Genomic DNA, 23,234 nt, shown 5'->3' with positions numbered 1-23,234 from the left:
CTCCCGGGAAGTCAGTCCAGCTCCTGGTTGTTCTCATGGTTTTCATGCGCCTTGATGACCTGGGCATACACGTCCACGTAGCGTTGCCCGCTCATCTCCTGGATCTCCTGCATGATCCGGTCGGTCAGGTTGCGGATCTCCTCGTGGGTGAGGCTGTTGACCGGAACGCAGGGCACGGTGATGGGCTTGCCGTAGATGACCTTGGTCCGGCCCTTATGCGGAATCACATGGCCGGGCTCCTGAAGCTTCCTGGTGCCGATGATGGCTGCCGGCACCACCGTCGTCCCGGTCTCGAAGGCCAGCCGCGCCGCCCCGGTATGCCCCCGGTAAAGCCTGCCGTCAGGGCTGCGCGTGCCCTCCGGATGGATGCCGAAGATGTGCCCGTGCTCAAGGATGGAACGAGCCGTTTCCATGGCGCCCAGCGACTTGGAGCCGCCTGACCTGTCCACGGGAAAGACACCGACCGAGCTGAACCACCACTTCTTGAACTTGCCCTTTATCCCCTTGCCGTTGAAATACTCGGCCTTGCCCATGAAGTGGATCATCCGAGGGCAGGTGATGGGCAGGAGGGCGTCGTCGATGACGGCCAGATGGTTGGAGGCGATGATGGCAGCCCCCTGCTTGGGAATGTTCTCCGTGCCTTCAACGGTCGGTTTGAACCAGGTACGCGCCAACGGACCGAGCAGTTTGACGAAGAACCAGTACAGCACAGAGACTCCTTGGTAGCGAATGCGTGCGGCCGAGGTTACGATGGTTCTATGACCGAGCACAAGCATAACGACGCCGGGAAACAGTATAACAGCGAGGCGGGAACCGGGTCCCCACAGGGGGACGAGGAATGGGCGGACTTCCTGAACTCGCACGCTGACGAGCTGGGTTCCCTGGAATCGTCCAGGACGGCCAAGGAATTCGAGAAGAAGGCTCGAAAGTCCGAGAAGAAGGCAGCGCTGAGGGCCGAGGACTTGAAGCGCGACTCCTTCGTCGGCGGCTCCGGGCCTCGCGATTTCCAAGGCAGCAGCTGGCTGGACACCGACGAGGTCATGGACCAGTCGTCGAACTTTTTGCCGCCCAACCCCGACCTGAGCGACCTGGGCAGAAGGCGGGTGGCCTTCATGATCATGACGGCGCTGGGCCTGGTCTGCTTCTTCCTGACCATCTTCATCCCCCGCTGGTCCGGCTTGACCGGCCTGCTGGCGGGCCTGCTCCTGCTGATAGGCATCGCAGGACTGATCATCGACCGGAAGAATTTCCGCGACGATTCAAGCGGGCTCTTCGATGACGACCAACAACACTATCGGCGATAATGCCGTGTGCCGCCGTATACAAGCCTCCAAAACAGTTCGGGCCTCGTTGGCAGAGAGATCAGCCAGCGAGGCCCGAACAGGCTTGGCAGCCGCGAACCTAGACTAAGACCGGACGGGATGCCCGATTCTCTTGCTGGCAGCGGGACTGCGCCTCCTGGGCTCCGTGGATCCAGGCTGCCAGCAGGTCGGCGGCCCTGCCCTGGTCCACAACCTCGGTAGCCAGTTGATAGGCCTGGGCAAACCGCACGTTCAGATCAGCCTCGGGACCGGCGTCGATCTTTGTGCCGTCAGCCACGATGGCCGATGCCGCATTGAGCAGGGCCGTGGAACGGGAGGGAACCGACTTTCCAGCCAGGAAGTCCCTGACGACGCTGGCGTTGAAGGCCGGATCGCCGCCGCGCAGGTCATCCAAATCCACCGGGTCGAGGCCCAGTTCACGAGTCGGGTCGAAGGAGCGTTCCTCCACCTTGCCCTGGTGGATCTCCCAGATGGAGACCGGACCGGTCGGGGCCATCTCGTCCAGGCCCTCGACCGAGGTGTAGACCATGCCCTCCTGGCCGCGTGAGGCATAGACCTGGGCCATCATGGGGCTCAGCTGACGTTGCGCGCATCCGATGGCCACATAGCGGGGGTTGACCGGATTGGTCAGGGGTCCCAGGAGGTTGAAGACGGTCGGAATCCCTAGCGACGAGCGAACAGGCCCGGCAAACCGCATGGCAGGGTGGAAGGTCTTGGCGAAGACGAAGGTGATGCCGTAGCGGTCAGCCATGGCAGCCACCTCCTGCGGCGGCAGATCCAAGGGCAGGCCCAGCTGCTCCAGGCAGTCGGCGGTGCCGCTCTTGCTGGATGCGGCCCGGTTGCCGTGCTTGACGATTCTGACCCCTGCTGCGGCAGCCACAATGGCGCCCATGGTCGACAGGTTGACCGTCGCTGCCCCATCGCCGCCGGTGCCGACGATGTCGGTCACGTCACCCCTGACCTTCAGCGGCACAGCATGGCCCACCATGGCCTTGGCGGCCCCTTCGACCTCAGGGCTGGTCAGCCCCAGGGTGGACTGCATGGACAGGGCGGCGCCCACCTGCACCGGGTCGGCATTGCCGTCCATCAGGTCGTTCATGCACCACTCGGCCTCATCCGCGCTCAGGTGTCGACCGGACACCAAGGAGTTCAGGACGGATTTCCAGCTAAGTGGCCGCATGATGACTCTTTTCCCTTTGAAGAAGCGGGGCCGGATGCCCCGCTGTTTGCTCTAGGTTTACTGCCCTGCCCCTCCCCTGCACAAGGCCATCCCATATTTTGGTCACTTTGCTACCAATATATGGATGTTGGCAATCCAATATATGAAAGCGGCCACCGCCCTTGCGAGCGATGGCCTTCAACCAGATCAGCAACCCTATCTGCAGAAGCCGCTAATGCTTACGCGTACCTGTCATTTCTTCTCGTTCTGACCGTGGCACATCTTGTACTTGCGTCCGGAGCCGCAGGGGCAAGGTGCGTTGCGGGGCGTGCCCGGGAAGGTGCGGCCGTCGGCCCAGGGCGAGTGGTCCTCTACGGCCTTGGGCCTCTTATTGGCAGGAACCTTGCCCTCGGCATGGCTGATGGGCGCAGGCCCGACCGGAGCCGGGGTCGAAGCGTCGGGAGCCTCCGAGTCCTCGGCGGACGTGCTCAGACCCGACTGCGCGTCAGCGGCATCCTCGTCGGAGTCCTCCTGGACGCTGCCTGCCGGAGCATCTTCATCACGCTCCTCGGCCGTCTCGTCGATGTCGGTGGTCTCGTCCTCGGCATCAGGCTCTTCAGGCGCCTGGTAGTTGACCTCTTCGGACTGGCTCCCCTCGTTTTCTTCGCGTTCTTCGCGGGCCCGTCGCTCGTTCTCCTGGCTGGCGGCAATTTGCTTGAGGTCCACGTTGAAGAGCAGCTGCACGGTCTGCTCCTTGATGGCGTCGATCATGGAGTTGTACATCTGGTAGCCCTCGCGCTGGTACTCGACCAGGGGGTCGCGCTGACCCATGCCGCGCAGGCCGATGCCGTCCTTGAGGTAGTCCATCTCGTAGAGGTGCTCGCGCCACTTGCTGTCCAGGACGGAGAGGACCACCTGGCGCTCCAGCTGCCTGGAGCCCTTCTCGCCCAGTTCATCCTCGCGCTTCTGGTAGATGGACTCGGCATCCTCCACGATCTTGTCCGCCAGTGCCTTGACGGCCTTGTCACCCTTCAGACCCTCCAGGGAGTCCATGCTCTCATCCTGGTCGAGACTGATCGGATAGACGGAGGCCAGCGCCTTCCAGAGCCCGTCGGCATCCCAATCCTGAGGCTTGTCCGAGCCGTTCTGCGCCCCACGAATGTATGACGTCACGGTCTCACGGATGAAGCGGAGGATGTCCTGGTGGATGTCCTCGCCCTTGAGCACGGCCTGACGCTCGCCGTAGATGACCTGGCGCTGCTTGTTCATCACATCGTCGTACTTGAGCACGTTCTTGCGGATCTCGTAGTTGCGGGATTCAACGGACTTCTGCGCATTGCGCACACCCTTGGAGACGCTCTTGGTGCCGATGGGCTGACCTTCGGGCAGACTCTTGGAGGACATCATTCGGGCCACCAGCTGGGTGTTGAACAGGCGCATCAGGTCATCCTCCAGGCTCAGGTAGAACCTGGACTCACCGGGGTCGCCCTGACGGCCGGAACGGCCGCGCAGCTGGTTGTCGATGCGGCGGGACTCGTGCCGTTCGGTGCCCAGCACGTAGAGGCCGCCCAGCTTGACGACTTCCTCATGCTCATCCTTGACCTGTTCCTTGACGGAATCCAGCATCTTGGGCCAGCGCTTCTCATACTCCTCAGGGGTGTCGTCGGGCGAGTAGCCCTGCTCCTTGAGCTTCTGATCGGCGAGGAACTCCACGTTCCCGCCCAGCATGATATCGGTGCCGCGCCCGGCCATGTTGGTGGCCACGGTCACGGCGCCCTTGCGCCCTGCCACGGCTACGACGGCAGCCTCGCGCGCATGCTGCTTGGCGTTGAGCACCTGGTGGTCGATGCCGGCCACGTCCAGCAGGGAGGAGACCACCTCGGAGGACTCCACGGATGCGGTGCCCAGCAGGATGGGCTGGCCCTTGGCATGCCGCTTGGCTACGTCACGGACGATGGCGGCCAGCTTCTCCTTCTTGGAGCGGTAGATCAGATCGTCCTGATCCTTGCGGATCATGGGCTTGTTGGTGGGGATGGGCAGCACGCCCAGCTTGTAGGTGTTCATGAACTCGGCGGCCTCGGTCTCGGCCGTGCCGGTCATGCCCGCCAGCTTGTCGTACATACGGAAGTAGTTCTGCAGGGTGATGGTGGCGAAGGTCTGGTTCTCGGCCTTGACCTCCACGCCCTCCTTGGCCTCGATGGCCTGGTGGAGGCCCTCGTTGTAGCGGCGGCCCTTGAGCAGACGGCCGGTGTGCTCGTCCACGATCAGGACCTCGCCGTTCTGGACCACGTAGTCGCGGTCGCGCAGGAAGAGCTCCTTGGCCTTGATGGCGTTGTTCAGGTACCCGATCAGGGCGGTGTTGGCGGGCTCGTAGAGGTTGTCGATGCCCAGGTAGTCCTCGACCTTGGTGATGCCGGGGTCCAGAATGCCGACGACCTTCTTCTTCTCGTCGACCTCGTAGTCCTCGTCCCTGGTCAGCTTGGGAACCAGCTTGGCGAACTGCCGGTACCATCGGGTCACATCGCCCTCGGCGGGTCCGGAGATGATCAGAGGAGTGCGTGCCTCGTCGATCAGAATGGAGTCGACCTCGTCCACGATGGCGAAATGGTGGCCGCGCTGGACCAGCTCGTCCTTGTCCCAGGCCATGTTGTCGCGCAGGTAGTCGAAGCCGAATTCATTGTTGGTGCCGTAGGTGATGTCCGCCTGGTACTGCTTGCGGCGCTCGTTGGGGCGCTGGTCGGTGATGATGCAGCCCACGCTCATGCCCAGGAAGCGGAAGATGCGCCCCATGAGCTCGCTCTGGTAGGAGGCCAGGTAGTCGTTGACCGTGACCACGTGCACGCCCTTGCCCTCCAGGGCATTCAGATAGCTGGGCAGGGTGGCCACCAGGGTCTTGCCCTCGCCGGTCTTCATCTCAGCGATGTTGCCCCAGTGCAGGGCCGCGCCGCCCATCAGCTGGACGTCGAAGTGCCTCTGGCCCAGGGTGCGCTTGGAAACCTCGCGAACCGTGGCGAAGGCTTCGGGCATCAGGGAATCAAGGGATTCGCCGTTCTCCAGTCGCTGCTTGAACTTGGGCGTCTGCGCCTTGAGCTCCTCATCGCTCATGGCCGAGATCTGATCCTCGAAGGCGTTGGTCGCCTTGGCCACCCCCTGAAGCTTGCGAATCTGACGACCCTCGCCCATACGGAGGACCTTGTCCAAGACTGCTACCACGTTGCGCTCCCTACCGTTCTTTTATGGCCTTCGCACGCCCTCAGCTGACGTAGGCCCAGACCTTGATTATCTTACGCGAATGCACCGATTTTCTCGAAACCGATTATTCCATGAACCCAACTGCGGCCTTGGCAGCCGGACAGGGCATTGAAGAAGGGCGATTCTCCGGACGTCAGGCCAATTTGCCGCCGGGGAATCGCCCCACAGTTCAATATCCGTGTATCCGTTGTGCTGTTACTTCTTCTGGCCTACATGCTCAGGCGTATCGATCTCGAAGACGCCGTAGCTCCATCCGTGCCGGCGATAGACCACCGACGGCCGCTGGGTCTCCTTGTTGACGAAGAGGAAGAAGTCGTGGCCGATCAGCTCCATCTCGTAGAGGGCCTCGTCGATGCTCATGGGCTCGGCGATGTGCAGCTTGCGGCGGATGACGATGGGGGTGTCCCCCACCTGCACCTCGACCGACTGGCCCGGAGCCAGGTCCGAGGCCACGGCGCTCTGGGCGCTGTTGTCGGGGTTGGACTCCTGGCCCTGGTCTCCCTGATCGCCCTCATCGCCTGTCTGATCATCCACGGGCAGATCGGCGGGCAGGGGCGGATGCTCAAGTCCCCGGCGGTGGTCCTTGCGGCGGTCGCGGACCCGGCGCAGACGCTGGGTCAGCTTGTCCAGGGCCATGTCCAGTGCGCTGAACTCGTCGGCGCTGGAGGCCTCGGCGCGGATCACGGTCTTGCCGGCCTGAACCGTGAGCTCCACCCTCTTGGCGCTGTCAGCCTGGCGGGGATTGCCTTCATGTGTCAGAACGACCTGGATGCGCTGGGCATCGGGGGCGATGGCCGTCACCCTGTTCATCTTGCTGTCCACAACATCGCGGAACCGCTGCTTGATTTGGGTATGTCGACCGGTAATGACGATCTCCATGGGAATCTCCTTGCACTTGTGAGCGGACGAACCGCTGGTGCGATGGCGGACTTGGTCACCATCGACTGTGCTTCCGATTTTAGCCGAAAGCCTCTGAATCCGACACTGACTCAAATGACTTCTTGCTTCAAGCTTGCTAGATCAACAAACACACCGTATGCATCGCATTTAATCGGATCTACGCTTTTTGACAATTGATCAATACAAAACTTCACCATTGTTACATTTTTAGATCTTGCCAAATAGCACAAGGACAACACTGAGATTACAACGTTTGAACAGCCAGTATAGAACTCAGAAATCGCCTATTTTGACAATATAGATGTAAATCAATAGTATAACAAATACAGTTTGTTCAAACGTTCGAACAACGCATTTTGTCATTAATCGCTGCTGAAACGACGAGGTTTTCAATGAGTAGACAAATCTTCTATCAGCCGGTCCGAGGTTGGGTCGGTGACGTTATACCTTTCACTCGCGATGGCGAATTCATGCTCTTCTACCTTGATGAACAGCGCAAGGGCCCTAAAACAGGAATGGGCTGGCGACTAGTGGGCACAAGAGATCTACGAAACTACCACGATTACGGACCTGTTCTGCATAACGGTTCATTAGAAGACAAAGACTTTAACGCCTACACTGGCAGCGTTGTAGAGGACGCAAAGGGCACTACCCACCTCTTCTATACAGGAGTCAATCCTGAGATCAAGGATCAGCGAAACCACCCCATTCAGTGGGTGATGCATGCCGTAAGCAATGGCTCCCTCACTGACTGGAACAAGATTCCTGCCGATACTTTCTGTGCCACTCAGGGGTATGACACATCGGATTGGAGAGATCCATTCGTCTTCTTCAACGAGTCTGATCAACTGTGGCATATGCTCATAGCCGCACGCCGCGAATCCGGCCCATCTCGAAGACGGGGTTTGATTGCTCAATGCGTCTCCGAAGATCTACACACGTGGCGTGCCGTTGATCCCATTTGGGCACCCGACAGGTTCATCACCCACGAGTGCCCAGACCTTTTCCATTGGGGGAAATGGTGGTATCTCGTATATTCAGAATTCTCGGAACGTTTCTGCACGCGTTATCGTATGGCCAGATCTCTTCAAGGGCCATGGTTGAGGCCACCCGATTCGGACAGCATCGATGCACGAGCCTTCTATGCCGCAAAGAGCGTGGAGTGGAATAACAGGCGCTTTTTCTTCGGATGGATTCCAACACGCACAGACAACAAAGATGATGGTGCCTGGCAGTGGGCAGGAACCATGTCGGTGCTTGAAGCAATACAGCAGAAGAACGGATCCCTATCATTCCGTATCCCCCACGAAATTAAGGAGGTATTTGGGCTCCCTCAATCCATGGCTCAATTCGAATTCGACGTGAATCTGAAAAGAGACGACGGCATGGTGGTCAGGATGAGTTCAGATGAGCTTCCTTCCACATGCTTAGTGCACATTGATTTCATTCTTCACGAGCCTGAACCCAACAACCTTGCTTTTCTAATCAGAAGCTCAGCCGACGGTGACCAAGCATATTCGCTCCGATTAGAGCCCGGATACTCAAGGCTGGTCTTAGACCGCTGGCCCAGGCCAATTACAGGAAAAGAGCAGTGGCAGATATCGGGTGATATTCCTCATTTCGTGGATTTAGAGCGTCCATGCAATCTGTCGATAGGCAAACATGAGGTCGACATTCTTTTGGATAAGGATATCTGCCTTTGCAATGTCGACGGGAAAACTACCCTCCATTCGCGTTTGGAAAATCCTCTTGGTAGCTATTTCGGCATTTGCGTGACAGACGGGGAAGCAACAATCACAGCAGTCACAATATCCACAACCCAACAATGAGACAGGCAAACAATTAAAAAAAAAAAAAATAAGAATAAATCTGTCAGCAAAATGACACCCCACCTATACAAATAATCAAAGGAGATTACCAGGATGAGAAAAAACAAGTATGCTGCCATTGCAGCAACGGTAGCTGCATTATTACTAGTAACAGGTTGCGGCAGTGGCGGAGGATCTGGTAAGGCCGAGAGCGTCAACCCTCAGGGCGACATCAAGCCACGCGAAATTTCATGGCTGCTGTCCAGACCGGCTGACGGGGGAGTCATCAAGGCCATGAAGCAAATTTCTAAAGACTATTCCAAAGAACACCCAGGGTTTTCACTGAAACTAATTACCACGCCTGATCGGCCTTCTTACATTCAAAAATTAGAAACGCTGGCCGCCGCGAATAAACTCCCAGATCTTTTCGACATCGATGCAACACCCTTTGCACAGAAACTGGCCAAGAAGGGAAGTATGGTCAATGTTGAAAAGATGTTGAAGGATATGAAAATCTACGACAACTACCGTACTTCGGCTCTGGACTATCAACGCTTTGATGATGGTAGTTTGTATATGGTTCCTTTTGAGTCACAGATCGAAGTGTTCTTCTACAATAAGGCTTTATTCAAAAAAGCCGGCATCAACGTACCGAAGACCCTTGATGACTTTCCTGCCATGTGCACGGCCTTACAGAAAAGCGGCAGTACGCCGATCGCCTTGAACGGTAAGGACATGTGGCCACTGGAACGTTACATGGCTTTTTATCCCTTTAGAGCATCTGGAAATGAGTTTATTAAAAACCTTAAAAAGGGTAATGCTAAACTTTCGAATGCCGAGGGACGCAAAGCGGTAGAGTGGATGGCTAATCTAGGGAAATCACAATGCTTCCAACAAGGATTCTCATCAACTGAATACGCCGATGCTCAGGCACTTTTTACATCCGGCAAAGCGGCCGTTTACAACGATGGGAGCTGGGACCTACCAGCATTAGCCACGTCTAAGCTAAATCCAGAAGTCCGCGACGATATTGATTATTTCCTATTGCCAACAACACCCGGTGCCAAAACCACGGAGAATGAGTATGCCGCTCCATCGGGAATAGGAATGGCAATCAACGCTAAGACCTATGATCCGCTAGTTCGCGATTTCATCAAGTATTCCTTAACCAAATATTCGAAGATTTATGCCGATACTGGCCAAATCACCCCGATGAAATCAAGTACTGCAAAAATACCTTCCGACGCTACGCCGCTGTACAAACGCAACTTCGATGATGCAGATAAAGTCGGCAAAGTGACTCTGATGCCTTGGGACACACAGCTTGACTCAACTTCTAATACGCGGTTGCAACAAGAACTGCCCCTCTTGGTCCAGGGCGATATAAGCGTTGATAAGTTTATCAGCACTATGGATAAGGTCATCCAAGAAAACGGGCCCAAAGCTTTCAAAGATTTGAACTGATATTTGACAAACTTCGGGCAGGGCTCTCACCTACAGAGCTCTGCCCGTTTAAAAGGACAAATTATGCTTCCATATAGATCTAAGAAATCAGTTTTGATTTTTATTCTTCCTCCCCTTCTCCTGTACGGAGCTGGTGTACTTTTGCCTGTCATCCAATCTTTGATCATCAGCTTTTTCGATTGGGATGGCATCTCTGACATGAAATTTACTGGGCTTGCCAATTACATAAAAATGCTCACTGGAGATTCCGTCTTCTGGCAGTCTTTTGGCAACTCTATGGTCTACCTAGTTATTTGCCTAGTCCTTCAGCTAGGAGGCGCGCTGCTCGTAGCCACGTTGCTCACGGGAATGACTAAAGGTCGGGATTTGGTCAAAACCTTGTACCTCCTGCCAGCAGTCATTTCAACAGTAGCTATCTCGTTTCTTTTCCAGAGAATATACTCGGTTGATCCAAAAGGACTGCTCAATCAGGCCTTGGATGCTATAGGGCTGCATTCCTGGACCCATGCCTGGTTATCAGACCCTCATACTGTTCTTGCGGCTGTCTCTATACCGGAAGGATGGCGATTTAGCGGTCTGTACATGCTGATTATCTACGCAGCATTCATGTCAGTTCCACCTGAAATAGAAGAAGCAGCAAGACTGGACGGTGCTAATGGATGGCAACTTTTCACTAAGATTCGTTTCCCCTACATACGACCCGTGTGGATCACGACGGTAATCATGGCAGTCACGTATGGACTACGAGGATTCGATATACCTTACCTTCTGACCAATGGACGATATGGGCAACTTGTAACGACTTATATGTACCGGACAGCTTTCTCAAATACCAACTACGGATATGCAAGTGCCATTTCGGTTTTCATCGTTATTGAGTGCTTGATAGCAGTTGCTTTGATCTTCAAGGTCATTTTCAGAAAGGAAGAAGCATGAGTGCAACAAGTACGTTAGCTCTGAAAGAACAGAACAAACCATCTGCTCGCCGAAACAAGCTAAACTTCCATATGGTTTTGAATAGGGTGTTCATAATCCTGATTGTGATAATCCAAGTTTATCCCCTGTTCTGGCTCTTTATCACCAGTCTAAGAACCGAACATGATTTTGCATCCGGCAACGCTTTCGGAATACCTCACAGCTTCACCTTGGAGAATTACTCAAGAGCATTTCAAGCCGGCAATCTTGGTCAGTATATTTTCAACAGCCTTATCGTTACATTTGGCGCTGATCTGTTGATCGTGATTATGGGCATGATGGCCGCATATGCTATCGAAGTTTTAGGCTTTAAGTGGAGCAAAATAATTCGTATGCTTTTCCTGATGGGCATGATCGTCCCCACCCAGATTGCTTTGGTACCCCTATTCATTGACTATTCTCAAATCAACCTTCTTGACACACGTTTGTCCATGATTATTCCACTAGCGGGTTTCTCAATACCTATGTCGGTTTTTCTTTTCAGCTCCTTTTATCATTATATTCCTAGAGAAAACTATGAAGCAGCTTCCTTAGATGGTGCCGGTCCATACCGCATTTTTATGGAAATAACACTACCTCTATCTCTGAATACGGTCGTAACCGTAGTCCTGGTTAACAGCATTTTCATATGGAATGAATTTATATTCGGCAACACGTTCATCCTGACTGATGGGCTGAAGACTATTCCACTCGGGTTGCAAAATTACATTGGAGCCATGGGTAATACTGATTGGACTGCAACTTTTGCTGCCGTATGCGTGACGATTACCCCTCTAATGCTGGTCTTTCTTATACTAAATAAGGCAATGATACAGGGCATTGAAGGCGGGGCTTCTAAAGGATGAACCAACGAAAATCCACAGACGCGAAAGAAGAGGGGGCAAGCAAACCCCATTCGATCAAGAATGAAAGCAAACCGGTGACGCTCAAGGACGTAGCTCAAAGAGCGCACACGTCAGTCTCTACAGTTTCCTTAGTCATGAACAACAAGAAGGTCTCTCGGATTAGTCCCGAAGTTCGAGAGAAAGTTCTGGAATCAATACGTGCATTAGGCTATCGGCCTAATGCTATGGCTCAAAATTTAGTGCGTGGTTATTCACAATTCATAGGCTTGGTTACCGATTCCATTGCAACCACTCCATTCGCAGGGCAAATTATTCATGGGGCACAGAATGCGGCATGGGAACAAGGATATGTTCTTCTGATTGCCAACACTGAAGGCAACCGAGGCCTTGAAGACGAGGCTATACGAATGTTTTTGCGATACAAGGTCAGGGGGATCGCTTTTTCGACCTGGTATCACCATTCAATCGAAGTACCTAAACCCCTCGAGAATGTTCGAACCGTTCTAGTGAACTGCTTCGGGAATAAGAAAAATTCTCCCCTGGCAATTGTCCCGGATGAAATTCAGGGAGGCCGAACAGCAACACAGCTTTTGCTGGAACGAGGACATTCAAAAATCGCCTTTGTCAATACCAGAGCTGAATCTCCGGCAAAGACTGGGCGCTTGGATGGATACAAGCAAGCCCTAAAAGAGTCTGGCATAACTTTTGATCCATCTTTGACCTTTGAAGTGGAACCCAATCAGGAGGGAGGTCGGAGCGTTGCAAGGCGGGTAAAAGATAGTGGTGCAACAGGAGTTTTTTGTCACAATGATCGAGTGGCTATGGGCCTGTATGACGAACTCCAACGTGGAGGATCCCGCATACCTGATGACATTTCAATCGTCGGCTTTGACGATCAAGAGATCATTGCAGCCCACCTCTCACCACCACTGACCACAGTCGCCCTTCCCCATTACCAACTAGGTTATGAGGGAGTAAAAGCTATACTCAATGAGGATGCCCCTATGACTGGTAAACAGCTCGTGGTCTGTCCACCTGTCATAAGGGCATCCGTGGCTACTAACTGGCAATGAATTATTTATCACTACAAAATTGTTAAATATTCGCTTTTAACTTACACAGTATATTGTTCAAAGATATTTTTGAATATAGCTAAGTAGGTTGTTCCGATTTTGCTAAGGTCCTTGTGAATCTCTATCATGCTAAACGAGACCTCTCGGATGGCCGCGGCCCCTCCTCCTGGGAAGGGCTGAGGAACTTCCGGGCTCCACAGAGCACGATGGCGGATAACGTCCGCCCAGGGCGACCTGAGAGATAGCGCAACAGAGAACAGACCGCTCGCCTGGCAAAGGCGGGCAAGGGTGAAACGGCGGTGTAAGAGACCACCGGGTCGACGGTAACGCCGACCGCATGGCAAGCCTCATCGGGAGCAAGGCCAAGCAGAAGGCATTCAGGGGCTGCTCGTCCCGCCTTCGGGTAGGCCGCTAGAGCCTGGCGGCAACGTCAGGTCGAGATGGATGGCCATCCGTCGTCCGGATTTTCATCCGGTCGATGACAGAACCCGGGGTATATGAGAGGTCTCATCTTCTTCCCCTCAGCTGCTTTGATGCTTGCCATCATCAAAAGTCAGCAATGGTCAGACCAGTAAGACACGTTTGGCATAGGCACTCGCTTGTGCAACCAGACCGTTGATGGCATCTTTCAATTCGCTGTTGACCCTTTGTATCGAATTGATGGCCCTGGCCACATCATCCACATTGGATACGACGTAAACATTGGGCTTGTCGACCAGACGCTTGCCCCACTCAGTATGGTCAACGACGGCATCGCGAATTATGATTGGCCGACCATGATGCTGAGCCTGCCGAGCCTGAACACGGGTGCCGGAATATTCATGGGCTTCAACAATGACCGTTGCGATACCATAGCCGCTCATGGTGGCATTACGCGCCGGAAAGGTCCACTTCGTGGGCCCCTGCCAGGGCCAGAACTGCGAAAATACTTGGCCGTTATGTTCGATAAGATCCTGCAGATGGCGATTTTTTGCGGGGTAATACTTCCCTATGCCTGTACCGATGAAAGCCACCGTACGGCCATCCTCCTGCAGGGCACGACGATGAGCCTCAGCATCCACACCAAGGGCCAAGCCGGCAATGACGGTCAGGCCTCTGCTCACCAGCATCGTTGCCACATCAGAAGCGAAATGCAAAGCCTCCGGTCCTGCATTGCGCGAACCGACCACGCTGACACCCGCATCCTGTTGATTAGGGCTGAGGAAACGCCCTTTGGAAAACAGGAACGGAGGCATATCAACGACTTCACGCAGACTCAACGGATACCGTCCGTCGAGGACCGACACCATCTCTAAACCTTGCTTATACCAATCGTGAACCAAGGCTTCTGCCTCTTTGCGAGCCTGCAGGAGCTGTACACGACGTTGTGTGGTAATCGGTATGTCATCCTCTCCCAACAGGGTCGACTGAATACGGTCGTCATATTCGTCATCCTCATCGGGGTCATCCAGCCGATGATGCTGCGGGTCAAGCTCATGCTCAAAGACTTGGATAGCGCTACCCTGGCGTACAACCTTTTCAGCGATGGAGCTCCAGGTGTCACGAGATTTGTCAATGGTTCTGAGCAGGGCTACCAGTGCTGCATTTTCCTGCAGAAGTTCACTCTTTTTGAGCATCCGACACTTTCACCTTCTAACAGATCTAGAACAAGAGCAGCAGTTCAAGGAAACGGCCATAGCCGCATATTGCCTTGCATGCTTTCATTCTGGATACCGATAAGTTAATGACACACCTCAATCGAGAGGGTCGTCAGAGACGAAAAGGTCGGCTGCCACCTGGTTGAGGAGGCCGGGACTGTGGCCCTTGCGGGATCCAGCACTCCAGAATCGCCGTTTGCGCACCTTGAGATCAAGTCCGGCTGTCTTGCGGGCCACCTTGCGACCGAGCTCGTAGGCGGAGTCGACGAAGAGCCCCTCACGGGAGGCCTGGGCCACCACCTGCGCAGCCAGTCCCGGATCCAGACCCTTGCGGGTCATCTCCGAGAGCACGCCGCGCTCCCCCATGGTGCGATGCAGACAGGAGCGCAGAAGATCCTGGGCATAGGCCTGGTCATCAACAAGGCCCAGTCGGGTCAGCCTGTCAATCACCTGATCGACCACGTTTGTGTCAAACCCCTTGTCGACCAGACGACGGGCCAGGGCTCCGCTCGAACGAGCCGCTGCATCCAGCAGGGTCAGGGCAGCCTCCCGGCAAGCATCCACATCTTCAGCATCCGCTCGCGGAGCTGCAGGCGCGGAACCTCCGCCGAAGCCGCCTGCGCGTGGACGACGGCCACGACGGCGGGTCCTTCTGTCGGAACCCCGGGCGAAGCGGTGCCCACGGGAATGGTGACCTGCCAGAGATTCAGCATCAATATCCGGATTGGCAGCACTGTCGATGTCTTCCAGGCTCCCTCCGAATCGAGCGCCATGCCCAAGGCCCAGGACAGGAGACTGCACTGAGCGGCTATCTTCCTTGTCGCTGTCATCCTTCTGCAAAGAGGCAGGATCAAGAACTGCCACCGAAGCTGCTGACCCTGCCGAACTTGCAGAGTCTGCCTGGAACTGGTCCGACCGAGGATTCTTCGACTCTGTGCTGGAGTCGGCAGGATCCTCGGTCTGCGCCAGTCGGACCGGATTTTCCTTGAGGAAGTCCTCGGCCGAGATCATCAGGTCATGCAGCCTGGGCCGTGGGCACAGTGGTGTTGATGTCGACGGGAGCCGAGTCGTCTTCCTTGCTGTCTTGGTCAGCATCAGTCTGATCGGCCTTGTCGTCCTCAGAGGGAGCGGGAATAAGGCCGAAGGCGACCTTGACCTTATCTTCGATCTCCTTGGTCAGGCCGGGGTTGTCCTTGAGGAACTGACGGACGTTCTCCCTGCCCTGACCCAGCTGATCGCCCTCATAGGTGAACCAGGAGCCCGACTTCTTGACGATGTTGGTCTGCAGGGCCATGTCCAGAACCGAACCCTCCTTGGAGATGCCCTCTCCGTAGAGAATGTCGAATTCGGCCACCTTGAAGGGCGGGGCCATCTTGTTCTTGACCACCTTGACCTTGGTGCGGTTGCCCACCGCCTCATCGCCGTTCTTCAGCGTCTGGATGCGGCGGATGTCCAGGCGGACCGAGGCGTAGAATTTCAGGGCCTTGCCGCCAGTGGTGGTCTCCGGGCTGCCGAAGAAGACGCCGATCTTCTCCCTGAGCTGGTTGATGAAGATGGCTGTGGTGTTGGCCTGGGACAGGGCGCCGGTCATCTTGCGCAGGGCCTGGCTCATCAGCCTGGCCTGCAGACCCACGTGGCTGTCGCCCATGTCGCCCTCGATCTCGGCCTTGGGCACCAGGGCGGCCACCGAGTCGATGACGATGACATCCAAGGCGCCCGACCGGATCAGCATGTCGGCGATCTCCAGCGCCTGCTCGCCGTTGTCCGGCTGGGAGACGATCAGGGAGTCCGTGTCCACACCCAGCTTCTTGGCGTACTCGGGATCCAGAGCGTGCTCGGCATCGATGAAGGCCGCCACTCCACCGCCGGCCTGTGCATTGGCCACCGCATGCAGGGCCAGGGTGGTCTTGCCCGAGGATTCCGGACCGTAGATCTCGACGATGCGGCCGCGGGGCAGTCCGCCGATGCCCAGGGCCATGTCCAAGGCCAGGGACCCGGTGGGAATGACCTCCACATCCTGGGCAGGCTTGTCGCCCAGACGCATGGCCGAACCTTTGCCGAAGCTCTTCTCCACCTGCGCGAGGGCCGTGTTCAAGGCTGCCTGGCGACGGGGGTCGATCCCGCCCTCTTCTTCCTTCTTCGCCTTGCCACTGTTGCTCTGACGTGCCATATGGCTCTCCTTCTTCGTAACCGACCTCACGATGACGACATCCTGATTGACGACCTCACGATTGACAGCCTATCCGCCGTCGGAACCTGTCTGCGGTCCCGGCGCCCGATGTGGTCGAACGTGCCGATGGTCACCGGACCATGGGTATCAGTATACCCGACCATGCGAACAAATGTTCGAAAATCGCCTGGAATGGAAAATAAATTCGCGGAGAATAAAACCCGCCGATCAGGCTGCCGGCAGGGGCGGCGCATTGTGGTCCTTTCCCCAGCGCCGGGAGTCGGGAATCTCCATCTGATCGCAGAGCACGTTCCAGACCACGCGCGGCTCCACGCCCGCATCCAGGGCCTCTATTACGGTCATGGCATCCAGGGCGGTCAGCCTTTGGTCACGGGCCAGACTGCGTCCGTAGACCCGGCCGAAGACCTCCTCCAGCAGCTGCCAGAATTCCCGTTCACGCACCCGACATCACCTTTCGTCCAAGACCCACCCTGTCACAACCCTTCTACGGTAGCAACCGACAGTCAGCAGAAGAGGGCGCCTGGTTCCTCAGAACCGGACGCCCTCAAGAACGGTCCGCCGGGTCAGCCGACCGGACCTGACATGCTTACTCCTGAGTGGACTCCAGGTAGTCCGCCACCATCCGCAGGGTCTGCGGCACACCCAGGCCCAGCGCGTCGGCGATGGAGCTCAGCAGTTCGGAGCTGGCTTCCTTCTGGCCGCGTTCCACCTCGGACAGGTAGCCCAGGGACACGCCGGCCTTCTCGCTGACCTCACGCAGGGTCTTGTGATCGTTGGTCCTCAGCTCGCGCAGCACGTGGCCCAGGGCCTCGCGCAGGGAGACGGTATGGGTGACGGCCCGGCCGTCATTGGTGGAGGCTGCCCGCTGACGGCTGGCTTCCATGCCGTCCTCCTCCATCCACATCTTGTTCAGGTTGGCCTGGCGCTCCTCCTTGGCCTTCTTGGCGGCCTTGGCACGGATCACCTGCTGCTGGGCGAAGACGACGGCACGACGCTGGGCGGGCGTCAGATCACGAACCCGCGCGTTACGCTCCACTCCGGGTGCGGCCGGCTTGACATCATAGGTATCGTTGGTTCGAGTCATCACGGTCTCGGTGCTGGCCATAGCAGCCCCTTTCGCCATTATCGTGTTCAACTTCTTACACAGTGACCAACAGACAGGCCGCTGAATTATTCCAGGGGATGAACCCGAAAGGCCAGCTTTGTGACCAAGGTCACGTATGCACAAGGTCCGGCATCGGCTTGAGAACATCAGGCCGTCAGCCCCGCGAGTGCAGGGCCCGATCCAGCTGGTCCAGAATCCGCATGACCGTGCCCCGGCGCACCTGTTCCCGGTCGCCGTCCAGATGCAGCTCGTAGGCATAGGTCCGGTAGGCGTGGGATTGAAGGCCGGTCTCGATACGCCGACCCAGCACCCGGACGGGCAGGGCCAGACCGATGTAGACCAGCCCGGCAGGATCGTCCCCGTCAGGGCCCGGCCCGGCCACGCCTGTAGTGGCCATGCCGATGACCGTATCCTCGTGCCCCGGCCTGGTGTAGAGCCTGGCCGTGCCCTCGGCCATCTCCTGGGCGACCCGCGGATGGACCGCACCCTGGGTGGCCAGCAGATCCTGGTCCACCTTGAGGATGGCGGCCTTGGCGGCGATGTCGTAGGTGACGGCCGACCCAAGAAAGACGTCTGACGCACCGGGAATCCTGACGAAGGCATCGGCCAGCAGTCCCCCGGTCAGCGATTCGGCGGCGGCTAGGAACAGGCCCGAATCACGGCAGGTGTCGATGATCCGTCCAGCCAGGTCGTCGCAACGGCCCTGCACGCTCTTGCCGATCATCGCCGCATCCCCATCACGTATTCCGCCCCCGAGTAGAGGCAGAGGGCCAGGGCCACCAGGATGACCACGCGGGTGGCCACCAGGTACCAGGGCCAGACCGTTGACAGGGGCACCATGAGCATGCCCAGGCCGATGCACTCAAACAGGGTCTTGTACTTGCCAGCCTGGGAGGCGGCGATGACCCGGCCCTGCTTGTTGATGACCAGGACCCGCAGCAGGGTGATGCCCAGTTCCCGCACCAGGAAGAGCGCGGTGACCCACCACCAGAGCTCGCCGAAGACGGAGGCCACAATCAGCGCCGAGCAGATCAGCAGCTTGTCGGCGATGGGATCCATGAGCTTGCCCAGCTCGGTCACCTGGTTGTACCGGCGGGCCAGCCACCCGTCCAGCTTGTCGGTCGAGGCGGCGAGGATGAAGAGCACAGCGGCGGTCCAACGCAAGCCGGGCCTGCGCTCGCCCCAGGGACCGGCCATCAGATCCAGGGCGATGAAGACCAGGACCAGGAGGATACGGGTGTAAGTGACCAGGTTTGGGGGTGAATTCCATCCTTCGAGAAGCCTGCGCCTCTCACGACCGGTCTCTGACTCGGCATGCTCCTGCATTGCCACTCCTTATACGCGATACTCGTGCGCTCGGGCCGTCCGGTAAGAGATGCCGGGCGGCAGTTTCATCATAACGGTAGACCAGGCCCAACTTTTTGGACCGATGTTCAGCCCTGCGCTTGCTCATCCGGGGCGGGATCCATGGAGGGGGCGTCGCCTCGGATGAAGGCCAGGGCCTGCTGCAGCTGCGGCGGCTGGATGAGCACCTCGCGGGCCTTGGAACCCTCCGATGGCCCTACGATTCCCCTCGACTCCAGCAGGTCCATCAGCCTCCCTGCCCTGGCGAAGCCCACACGCAGCTTGCGCTGGAGCATGGAGGTGGATCCGAACTGGGTGGTCACCACCAGCTCGGCCGCCTGGAGCAGCTCGTCCATGTCGTCGCCGATCTCCTCCTGGATCTCGTTCTTGTGGTCGGCCTTGTCGGCCATCTGCTCGATGTCCTCGCGGTAGTGGGGCTTGCGCTGGGTGCGCACATAATCCACCGCCTTGCGGATCTCGGACTCGGAAACCCAGGCGCCCTGGACGCGGGTGGGTTTGGCCTGGCCCATGGGCAGGAAGAGGGCGTCGCCCTGGCCGATCAGGGTCTCGGCGCCGGTGGCATCCAGAATGACCCGGGAATCGGTTGAGGAGGATGTGGCAAAGGCCAGCCTGGAGGGGATGTTGGCCTTGATCAGGCCGGTGACCACGTCCACCGAGGGCCGCTGGGTGGCCAGGACCAGGTGGACGCCGGCGGCACGCGCCAGCTGGGTGATCCGCTGGATGGAGCTCTCCACGTCGTTCTTGGCCACCATCATCAGGTCGGCCATCTCGTCGACCACCACGACCAGGTAGGGGTAAGGGGCCACCTTGCGGTTGGAGCCGGCGGGGGCGTGGACCTTGCCCTCGCGCACGGCCTTGTTGAAGTCCTTGATGTGCCGGAATCCGAAGAACTGCAGGTCGTCGTAGCGGGCGTCCATCTCCTTGACCACCCATTCCAGGGCCTGGGCGGCCTTCTTGGGTTCGGTGATGATGGGCGTGAGCAGGTGGGGAATGCCGGCGTAGGCGCTCAGCTCCACACGCTTGGGGTCCACCATGATCAGGCGGACCTGTTCCGGCGTGGCCCGCATGATCAGCGAAACCAGCATGGAGTTGATGAAGCTGGACTTGCCCGAACCCGTGGCGCCGGCCACCAGCAGGTGGGGCATCTTGGTCAGGTCGGCGGTCACATAGTGGCCTTCCACGTCCTTGCCCACGGCGGTCATCATGGGGTTGTCGTCCTGCTGGGCCTTGTCGGAGCGCAGCACGTCGCCCAGGTGGACGATCTCGCGGTCCACGTTGGGAATTTCGATGCCGATGGCCGACTTGCCAGGGATGGGCGACAGGATGCGCACGTCCGAGCTGGCCACCGCGTAGGCGATGTTGCGCTGAAGGTTGGTGACCTTCTCCACCTTGACGCCCGGGCCCAGCTCCACCTCGTACTGGGTGACCGAGGGGCCGCGCAGGAAGCCGACCACCTTGGCATCCACGTCGAACTGCTGGAAGGTCGATTGTAGGGCCTTGATGACCGCGTCGTTGGCCGAGGTCCTGACCGCATGAGGCTTGCCCTTGACCAGCAGGTCCGTGCTGGGCAGCACATAGGGCCGGCTCTCGTCCACCTGGCGGTCGTCTGAGGAACCTGACGCTTCTGCAGCCTGAGCGCCGGCCGTCTGGTTCCCTGCGGCCGGAGCGGGCTGGGCATCCATCTGCACGGTGTCGGCTGCGACAGCGGCAGCGGCCCAAGGATCCGAGGCCCCCACGCCGGACAGGGCAGCCGGATCCACCTTAGGGTGTCCCTGCTCCCTGGCATCCAGAAGGGCGGCCGTGGCCGGGGCCTCCACCGCGGGCATGTTCTGCGTGGACACCTGATCACCCTGGTCGGCCTGGTCGGCCTGGTCAGCCCCCTCCAGCGAAGCCGCCTGGGAGAAGGGCTCGTCAGCCTCGTAACGCTCAAGATGGGTGTCCGTGTCCTTGCCGATGCGGCCATGCAGCAAGCGACTGAACCAGCCGGCCACCCCGCCACGGCCGGAATCCTGGGCAGTCTCCTGGTCCTGCTCCTCGTGGGTGGGCACGCCGGGCGCCAGAGGCAGGGTGTCATCGCCCAGCCTGACCTCGTTGGGAGCGGTCTGCGCCTGAGCCGAGCCGGAGGCATGGGTCCTCTTGCCGCGCAGCAAGGCAACCAGGTCGCTCATATGGAATCTGAAGGTGATAAAGAGGCCGAAAATGCCCACAAGGACGAAGATGATGACGGCGAAGACCTTGGACAGCCCCCAGGCCAGGGGCGAACCCAGAGCGAACCCCAGAAGGCCGCCTGAGCCGCTGATGGCCCTCATGTCGAAACCACGATGGTCCGAAGCCATGAGCACATCCAGAATGGAGCAGACAGACCAGAGCACCACCATGAGGCCGCCCACCACAGGCAGGTTGCCGGCCTCGCGCCCGGTGTAGCAGACCAGCCGGAAGGCCGCGAAGAGCAGGACTACCGGCAGGATGATGCTGCAGAGCCCCAGAACGCCCGCAGCCAGGGCATGCAGCCCCCGCCCCAGGAAGCCGTTCACGCGGAACCATTCGCTGGCACTGAAGAGCACGGCCAGAATGACCAGCACGAAGCAGAGCCCGTCCTTGCGGTAGGCGGAGTTGTCGCCGTTCTTGCCGGCCACGGCGCGCACCAGGGATCCCAGGCCCCGGGGCAGGGCCAGCAAGGCCTTGTGCCAGAAGGGTTCCGGGTCCTGGCTGTCCTTGGATGCGGTCCGGCCGCGACCGCGTGCGTCTGCTTGCTGCTTACGTGTCATAACCCTTTCAGCCTACCCAGAACCCCGGTCCGCGCCGGGCCCGACGGGTCAGTGTGCACAACTCTTTCAGACGGGGGGCCGTCAGGGCTAGCATCGTTGGCATGACACCAGCCGAACGTCAGAGCGCCGTGGCCTTCGCCCTGCGCAACCTGCTTCTGGATGACCGTCAGCCTGGCCCTTCAGCCCTGCAGGCAGTCAACGACTTCATGGCAGGCAGGAAGCAGACTGAGGCACTGGCCGACACGGCCCGACGCTTGGAAGCCCAGAGCAATAGTACGAACACCAATGTGGATGCCCTCTTTCTGCGAACCATCCTGGTCTGTCAGCGGCCTTGGGCGACCGAGGGCGATCTTGCAGAGCTGCTGGCCATCCACCGCCGGCTGCTGCCCAGCCTGCCGGAAGAGCAAGCGCTGCGCCGATCTCAACCAGACGACAACACCAACCTGTACCCGGCGGCCATGCTGGAGCAGGGGGCGGCAGCCATCGGCCAGGAGCTGGCGGCCGAACGCAACCTGGCCAGCCTGGACCGTCCGGTCTTCGTGGAGCGCCTGGCCCACTACTACGACGAGCTCTCCTGCCTGCACCCCTTCGCCGACTGCGACGGCATGACCCTGCGCATCTTCCTCTCACGTCTGTCCCACGATGCCGGCTGGGACCTGGACTGGGGACGGGCTGATCCGACCGCCCACCGCCGGGCCCTCCAGCGGGCGCTCCGGGGCAAAACCGACGGCCTGCAGACCCTGATTGCAGGCATGGTCCGCCCGGTCAACCCAACCAGAATATTCCTGATCGCCGGATGGGACCAGGGCCCAGCCCACTGAGCCGACACCCTCAGCCCGGCAGTCTCAGCCAGCCAGCCGCTCGTTGCCGCTGCGCTTGGCGGCCTCGATGATCTGGGCACTCTGGTTGATCAGTTCTGTCGCCCCGGCCTGGTCGTGGTCGCGCACGTGACCCCAGTATTGTATTTTGAGCTGCACATAGCGCTTCCGCGCCTGCAGGTCGGCCATCCGCTGGTCCAGCCGCCGTCCCTGCTCGTCCAGGAGTTCGATCTGCCGTCCGGCGGCCTCGGCTCCCGCCGCGCGGTTGCCCAGATACTCCCGCATGTGCTCCAGGGACATGCCCGTGGCGCTCAGGCAGGAGATGGTCTCCAGCAGGTCCAGATCCTCCTGGCTGTAGCAGCGGTGGCCGCTCGAGGGATCCCTGGCGATGGGCGGAATGATGCCGATGGTCTCGTAATAGCGCAGGGTGGTCTCCGGCATCCCCGACATGAGCGAGGCCTGGCGGATGGTGTACCAGGGCCCTGATTCCTGGTCGGGCTGGGTTTGGGCGGTCTGGGTTTCAGTCTGGGGCTGCGTGATGGTGGTCATACT

20 protein-coding genes and 1 other RNA gene are annotated in these 23,234 nt (G+C 58.5%); 8 read left to right on the top strand and 13 right to left on the bottom strand.

What is annotated here, in order from left to right; genetic code table 11:
* Window positions 1-11: 11 nt before the first annotated feature.
* A complete protein-coding gene (locus tag QRX40_RS07095; protein WP_313837313.1) occupies window positions 12-710 on the bottom strand; it encodes a lysophospholipid acyltransferase family protein in 699 nt (232 codons plus the stop codon).
* A gap of 48 nt (window positions 711-758) precedes the next feature.
* On the opposite strand from QRX40_RS07095, the gene QRX40_RS07090 reads away from it, so the two are divergent.
* A complete protein-coding gene (locus QRX40_RS07090; RefSeq protein WP_313837312.1) occupies window positions 759-1,304 on the top strand; it encodes a hypothetical protein in 546 nt (181 codons plus the stop codon).
* 97 nt (window positions 1,305-1,401) lie between these two features.
* On the opposite strand, the gene trpD is transcribed toward QRX40_RS07090, so the two are convergent.
* From trpD to hpf, 3 genes are all read right to left on the bottom strand, one after another.
* Window positions 1,402-2,502, bottom strand: a complete 1,101-nt coding sequence (trpD, locus tag QRX40_RS07085; RefSeq protein ID WP_313837311.1) for an anthranilate phosphoribosyltransferase — start codon at window positions 2,500-2,502, stop codon at window positions 1,402-1,404.
* 231 nt (window positions 2,503-2,733) lie between these two features.
* Window positions 2,734-5,694 carry a preprotein translocase subunit SecA gene (gene secA / locus QRX40_RS07080; RefSeq protein WP_313837310.1) on the bottom strand — a complete coding sequence of 987 codons (2,961 nt, stop codon included), beginning with the start codon at window positions 5,692-5,694 and terminating at the stop codon, window positions 2,734-2,736.
* 234 nt (window positions 5,695-5,928) lie between these two features.
* A complete protein-coding gene (gene hpf, locus QRX40_RS07075) occupies window positions 5,929-6,612 on the bottom strand; it encodes a ribosome hibernation-promoting factor, HPF/YfiA family (RefSeq protein ID WP_045924169.1) in 684 nt (227 codons plus the stop codon).
* A 413-nt stretch (window positions 6,613-7,025) separates the two neighbouring features.
* On the opposite strand from hpf, the gene QRX40_RS07070 reads away from it, so the two are divergent.
* From QRX40_RS07070 to rnpB, 6 genes are all read left to right on the top strand, one after another.
* Window positions 7,026-8,462, top strand: a complete 1,437-nt coding sequence (locus QRX40_RS07070; protein WP_313837309.1) for a hypothetical protein — start codon at window positions 7,026-7,028, stop codon at window positions 8,460-8,462.
* Window positions 8,463-8,555: 93 nt separating this feature from the next.
* Complete coding sequence (locus QRX40_RS07065) at window positions 8,556-9,905, top strand: extracellular solute-binding protein (protein ID WP_313837307.1); 1,350 nt, start codon at window positions 8,556-8,558, stop codon at window positions 9,903-9,905.
* A gap of 63 nt (window positions 9,906-9,968) precedes the next feature.
* On the top strand, window positions 9,969-10,841 hold the full coding sequence (locus QRX40_RS07060; protein ID WP_313837305.1) for a sugar ABC transporter permease: 873 nt from the start codon (window positions 9,969-9,971) through the stop codon (window positions 10,839-10,841).
* Window positions 10,838-11,725 (top strand): carbohydrate ABC transporter permease, encoded by an 888-nt coding sequence (locus QRX40_RS07055; protein WP_313837303.1) that lies wholly within the window; start codon window positions 10,838-10,840, stop codon window positions 11,723-11,725. The genes QRX40_RS07060 and QRX40_RS07055 overlap by 4 nt, the downstream gene beginning before the upstream one ends.
* On the top strand, window positions 11,722-12,798 hold the full coding sequence (locus QRX40_RS07050) for a LacI family DNA-binding transcriptional regulator (RefSeq protein WP_313837302.1): 1,077 nt from the start codon (window positions 11,722-11,724) through the stop codon (window positions 12,796-12,798). Before QRX40_RS07055 ends, QRX40_RS07050 begins: the two co-directional genes overlap by 4 nt.
* Before the next feature lie 135 nt (window positions 12,799-12,933).
* Window positions 12,934-13,311: RNase P RNA component class A (gene rnpB, locus QRX40_RS07045), an RNA gene on the top strand.
* Between the two features lie 50 nt (window positions 13,312-13,361).
* On the opposite strand, the gene QRX40_RS07040 is transcribed toward rnpB, so the two are convergent.
* The 8 genes from QRX40_RS07040 to QRX40_RS07005 all read right to left on the bottom strand — a co-directional run bounded on the left by QRX40_RS07040 (window position 13,362) and on the right by QRX40_RS07005 (window position 21,864).
* Window positions 13,362-14,414 carry a DNA-processing protein DprA gene (locus QRX40_RS07040; protein ID WP_313837301.1) on the bottom strand — a complete coding sequence of 351 codons (1,053 nt, stop codon included), beginning with the start codon at window positions 14,412-14,414 and terminating at the stop codon, window positions 13,362-13,364.
* Window positions 14,415-14,531: 117 nt separating this feature from the next.
* A complete protein-coding gene (locus QRX40_RS07035; RefSeq protein WP_313837300.1) occupies window positions 14,532-15,446 on the bottom strand; it encodes a regulatory protein RecX in 915 nt (304 codons plus the stop codon).
* A gap of 4 nt (window positions 15,447-15,450) precedes the next feature.
* Window positions 15,451-16,605: a recombinase RecA gene (recA, locus tag QRX40_RS07030; RefSeq protein ID WP_313837298.1), complete on the bottom strand. Its 1,155-nt coding sequence runs from the start codon at window positions 16,603-16,605 to the stop codon at window positions 15,451-15,453.
* A gap of 228 nt (window positions 16,606-16,833) precedes the next feature.
* Complete coding sequence (locus tag QRX40_RS07025; protein ID WP_024627845.1) at window positions 16,834-17,067, bottom strand: DUF3046 domain-containing protein; 234 nt, start codon at window positions 17,065-17,067, stop codon at window positions 16,834-16,836.
* A gap of 145 nt (window positions 17,068-17,212) precedes the next feature.
* Window positions 17,213-17,731: a helix-turn-helix domain-containing protein gene (locus QRX40_RS07020; RefSeq protein WP_373637637.1), complete on the bottom strand. Its 519-nt coding sequence runs from the start codon at window positions 17,729-17,731 to the stop codon at window positions 17,213-17,215.
* 154 nt (window positions 17,732-17,885) lie between these two features.
* On the bottom strand, window positions 17,886-18,455 hold the full coding sequence (locus QRX40_RS07015; RefSeq protein ID WP_144085992.1) for a CinA family protein: 570 nt from the start codon (window positions 18,453-18,455) through the stop codon (window positions 17,886-17,888).
* Window positions 18,452-19,057 (bottom strand): CDP-diacylglycerol--glycerol-3-phosphate 3-phosphatidyltransferase, encoded by a 606-nt coding sequence (gene pgsA / locus QRX40_RS07010; RefSeq protein ID WP_313837295.1) that lies wholly within the window; start codon window positions 19,055-19,057, stop codon window positions 18,452-18,454. The genes QRX40_RS07015 and pgsA overlap by 4 nt, the downstream gene beginning before the upstream one ends.
* Window positions 19,058-19,164: 107 nt before the next feature.
* Window positions 19,165-21,864, bottom strand: coding sequence for a DNA translocase FtsK (locus tag QRX40_RS07005; RefSeq protein ID WP_313837294.1), 2,700 nt, complete (start codon window positions 21,862-21,864; stop codon window positions 19,165-19,167).
* 101 nt (window positions 21,865-21,965) lie between these two features.
* On the opposite strand from QRX40_RS07005, the gene QRX40_RS07000 reads away from it, so the two are divergent.
* A complete protein-coding gene (locus QRX40_RS07000) occupies window positions 21,966-22,685 on the top strand; it encodes a Fic family protein (protein ID WP_313837292.1) in 720 nt (239 codons plus the stop codon).
* 24 nt (window positions 22,686-22,709) lie between these two features.
* Here the strand turns inward: QRX40_RS07000 and QRX40_RS06995 are convergent, their stop codons facing one another.
* On the bottom strand, window positions 22,710-23,231 hold the full coding sequence (locus QRX40_RS06995) for a MerR family transcriptional regulator (RefSeq protein WP_313837290.1): 522 nt from the start codon (window positions 23,229-23,231) through the stop codon (window positions 22,710-22,712).
* Window positions 23,232-23,234: the final 3 nt, after the last annotated feature.

Source organism: Bifidobacterium sp. H6bp9 (genome assembly GCF_032193695.1).
GTDB lineage: Bacteria > Actinomycetota > Actinomycetes > Actinomycetales > Bifidobacteriaceae > Bombiscardovia > Bombiscardovia kimbladii.
The sequence above is the reverse complement of the archived record's forward strand: the minus strand, read 5'-3'. Positions and strand labels throughout refer to the sequence as shown.

Bases quoted from the DNA above. Each gene is read 5' to 3' on its own strand.
- QRX40_RS06995 (WP_313837290.1), bottom strand. From the start codon at position 23,231: ATGACCACCATCACGCAGCCCCAGACTGAAACCCAGACCGCCCAAACC.
- QRX40_RS07015 (WP_144085992.1), bottom strand. From the start codon at position 18,455: ATGATCGGCAAGAGCGTGCAGGGCCGTTGCGACGACCTGGCTGGACGG.
- trpD (WP_313837311.1), bottom strand. From the start codon at position 2,502: ATGCGGCCACTTAGCTGGAAATCCGTCCTGAACTCCTTGGTGTCCGGT.
- recA (WP_313837298.1), bottom strand. From the start codon at position 16,605: ATGGCACGTCAGAGCAACAGTGGCAAGGCGAAGAAGGAAGAAGAGGGC.
- QRX40_RS07020 (WP_373637637.1), bottom strand. From the start codon at position 17,731: ATGGCCAGCACCGAGACCGTGATGACTCGAACCAACGATACCTATGAT.
- pgsA (WP_313837295.1), bottom strand. From the start codon at position 19,057: ATGCAGGAGCATGCCGAGTCAGAGACCGGTCGTGAGAGGCGCAGGCTT.
- QRX40_RS07055 (WP_313837303.1), top strand. From the start codon at position 10,838: ATGAGTGCAACAAGTACGTTAGCTCTGAAAGAACAGAACAAACCATCT.
- QRX40_RS07065 (WP_313837307.1), top strand. From the start codon at position 8,556: ATGAGAAAAAACAAGTATGCTGCCATTGCAGCAACGGTAGCTGCATTA.
- QRX40_RS07035 (WP_313837300.1), bottom strand. From the start codon at position 15,446: ATGATCTCGGCCGAGGACTTCCTCAAGGAAAATCCGGTCCGACTGGCG.
- QRX40_RS07005 (WP_313837294.1), bottom strand. From the start codon at position 21,864: ATGACACGTAAGCAGCAAGCAGACGCACGCGGTCGCGGCCGGACCGCA.
- QRX40_RS07050 (WP_313837302.1), top strand. From the start codon at position 11,722: ATGAACCAACGAAAATCCACAGACGCGAAAGAAGAGGGGGCAAGCAAA.
- QRX40_RS07090 (WP_313837312.1), top strand. From the start codon at position 759: ATGACCGAGCACAAGCATAACGACGCCGGGAAACAGTATAACAGCGAG.
- QRX40_RS07040 (WP_313837301.1), bottom strand. From the start codon at position 14,414: ATGCTCAAAAAGAGTGAACTTCTGCAGGAAAATGCAGCACTGGTAGCC.
- hpf (WP_045924169.1), bottom strand. From the start codon at position 6,612: ATGGAGATCGTCATTACCGGTCGACATACCCAAATCAAGCAGCGGTTC.
- QRX40_RS07000 (WP_313837292.1), top strand. From the start codon at position 21,966: ATGACACCAGCCGAACGTCAGAGCGCCGTGGCCTTCGCCCTGCGCAAC.
- QRX40_RS07060 (WP_313837305.1), top strand. From the start codon at position 9,969: ATGCTTCCATATAGATCTAAGAAATCAGTTTTGATTTTTATTCTTCCT.
- QRX40_RS07070 (WP_313837309.1), top strand. From the start codon at position 7,026: ATGAGTAGACAAATCTTCTATCAGCCGGTCCGAGGTTGGGTCGGTGAC.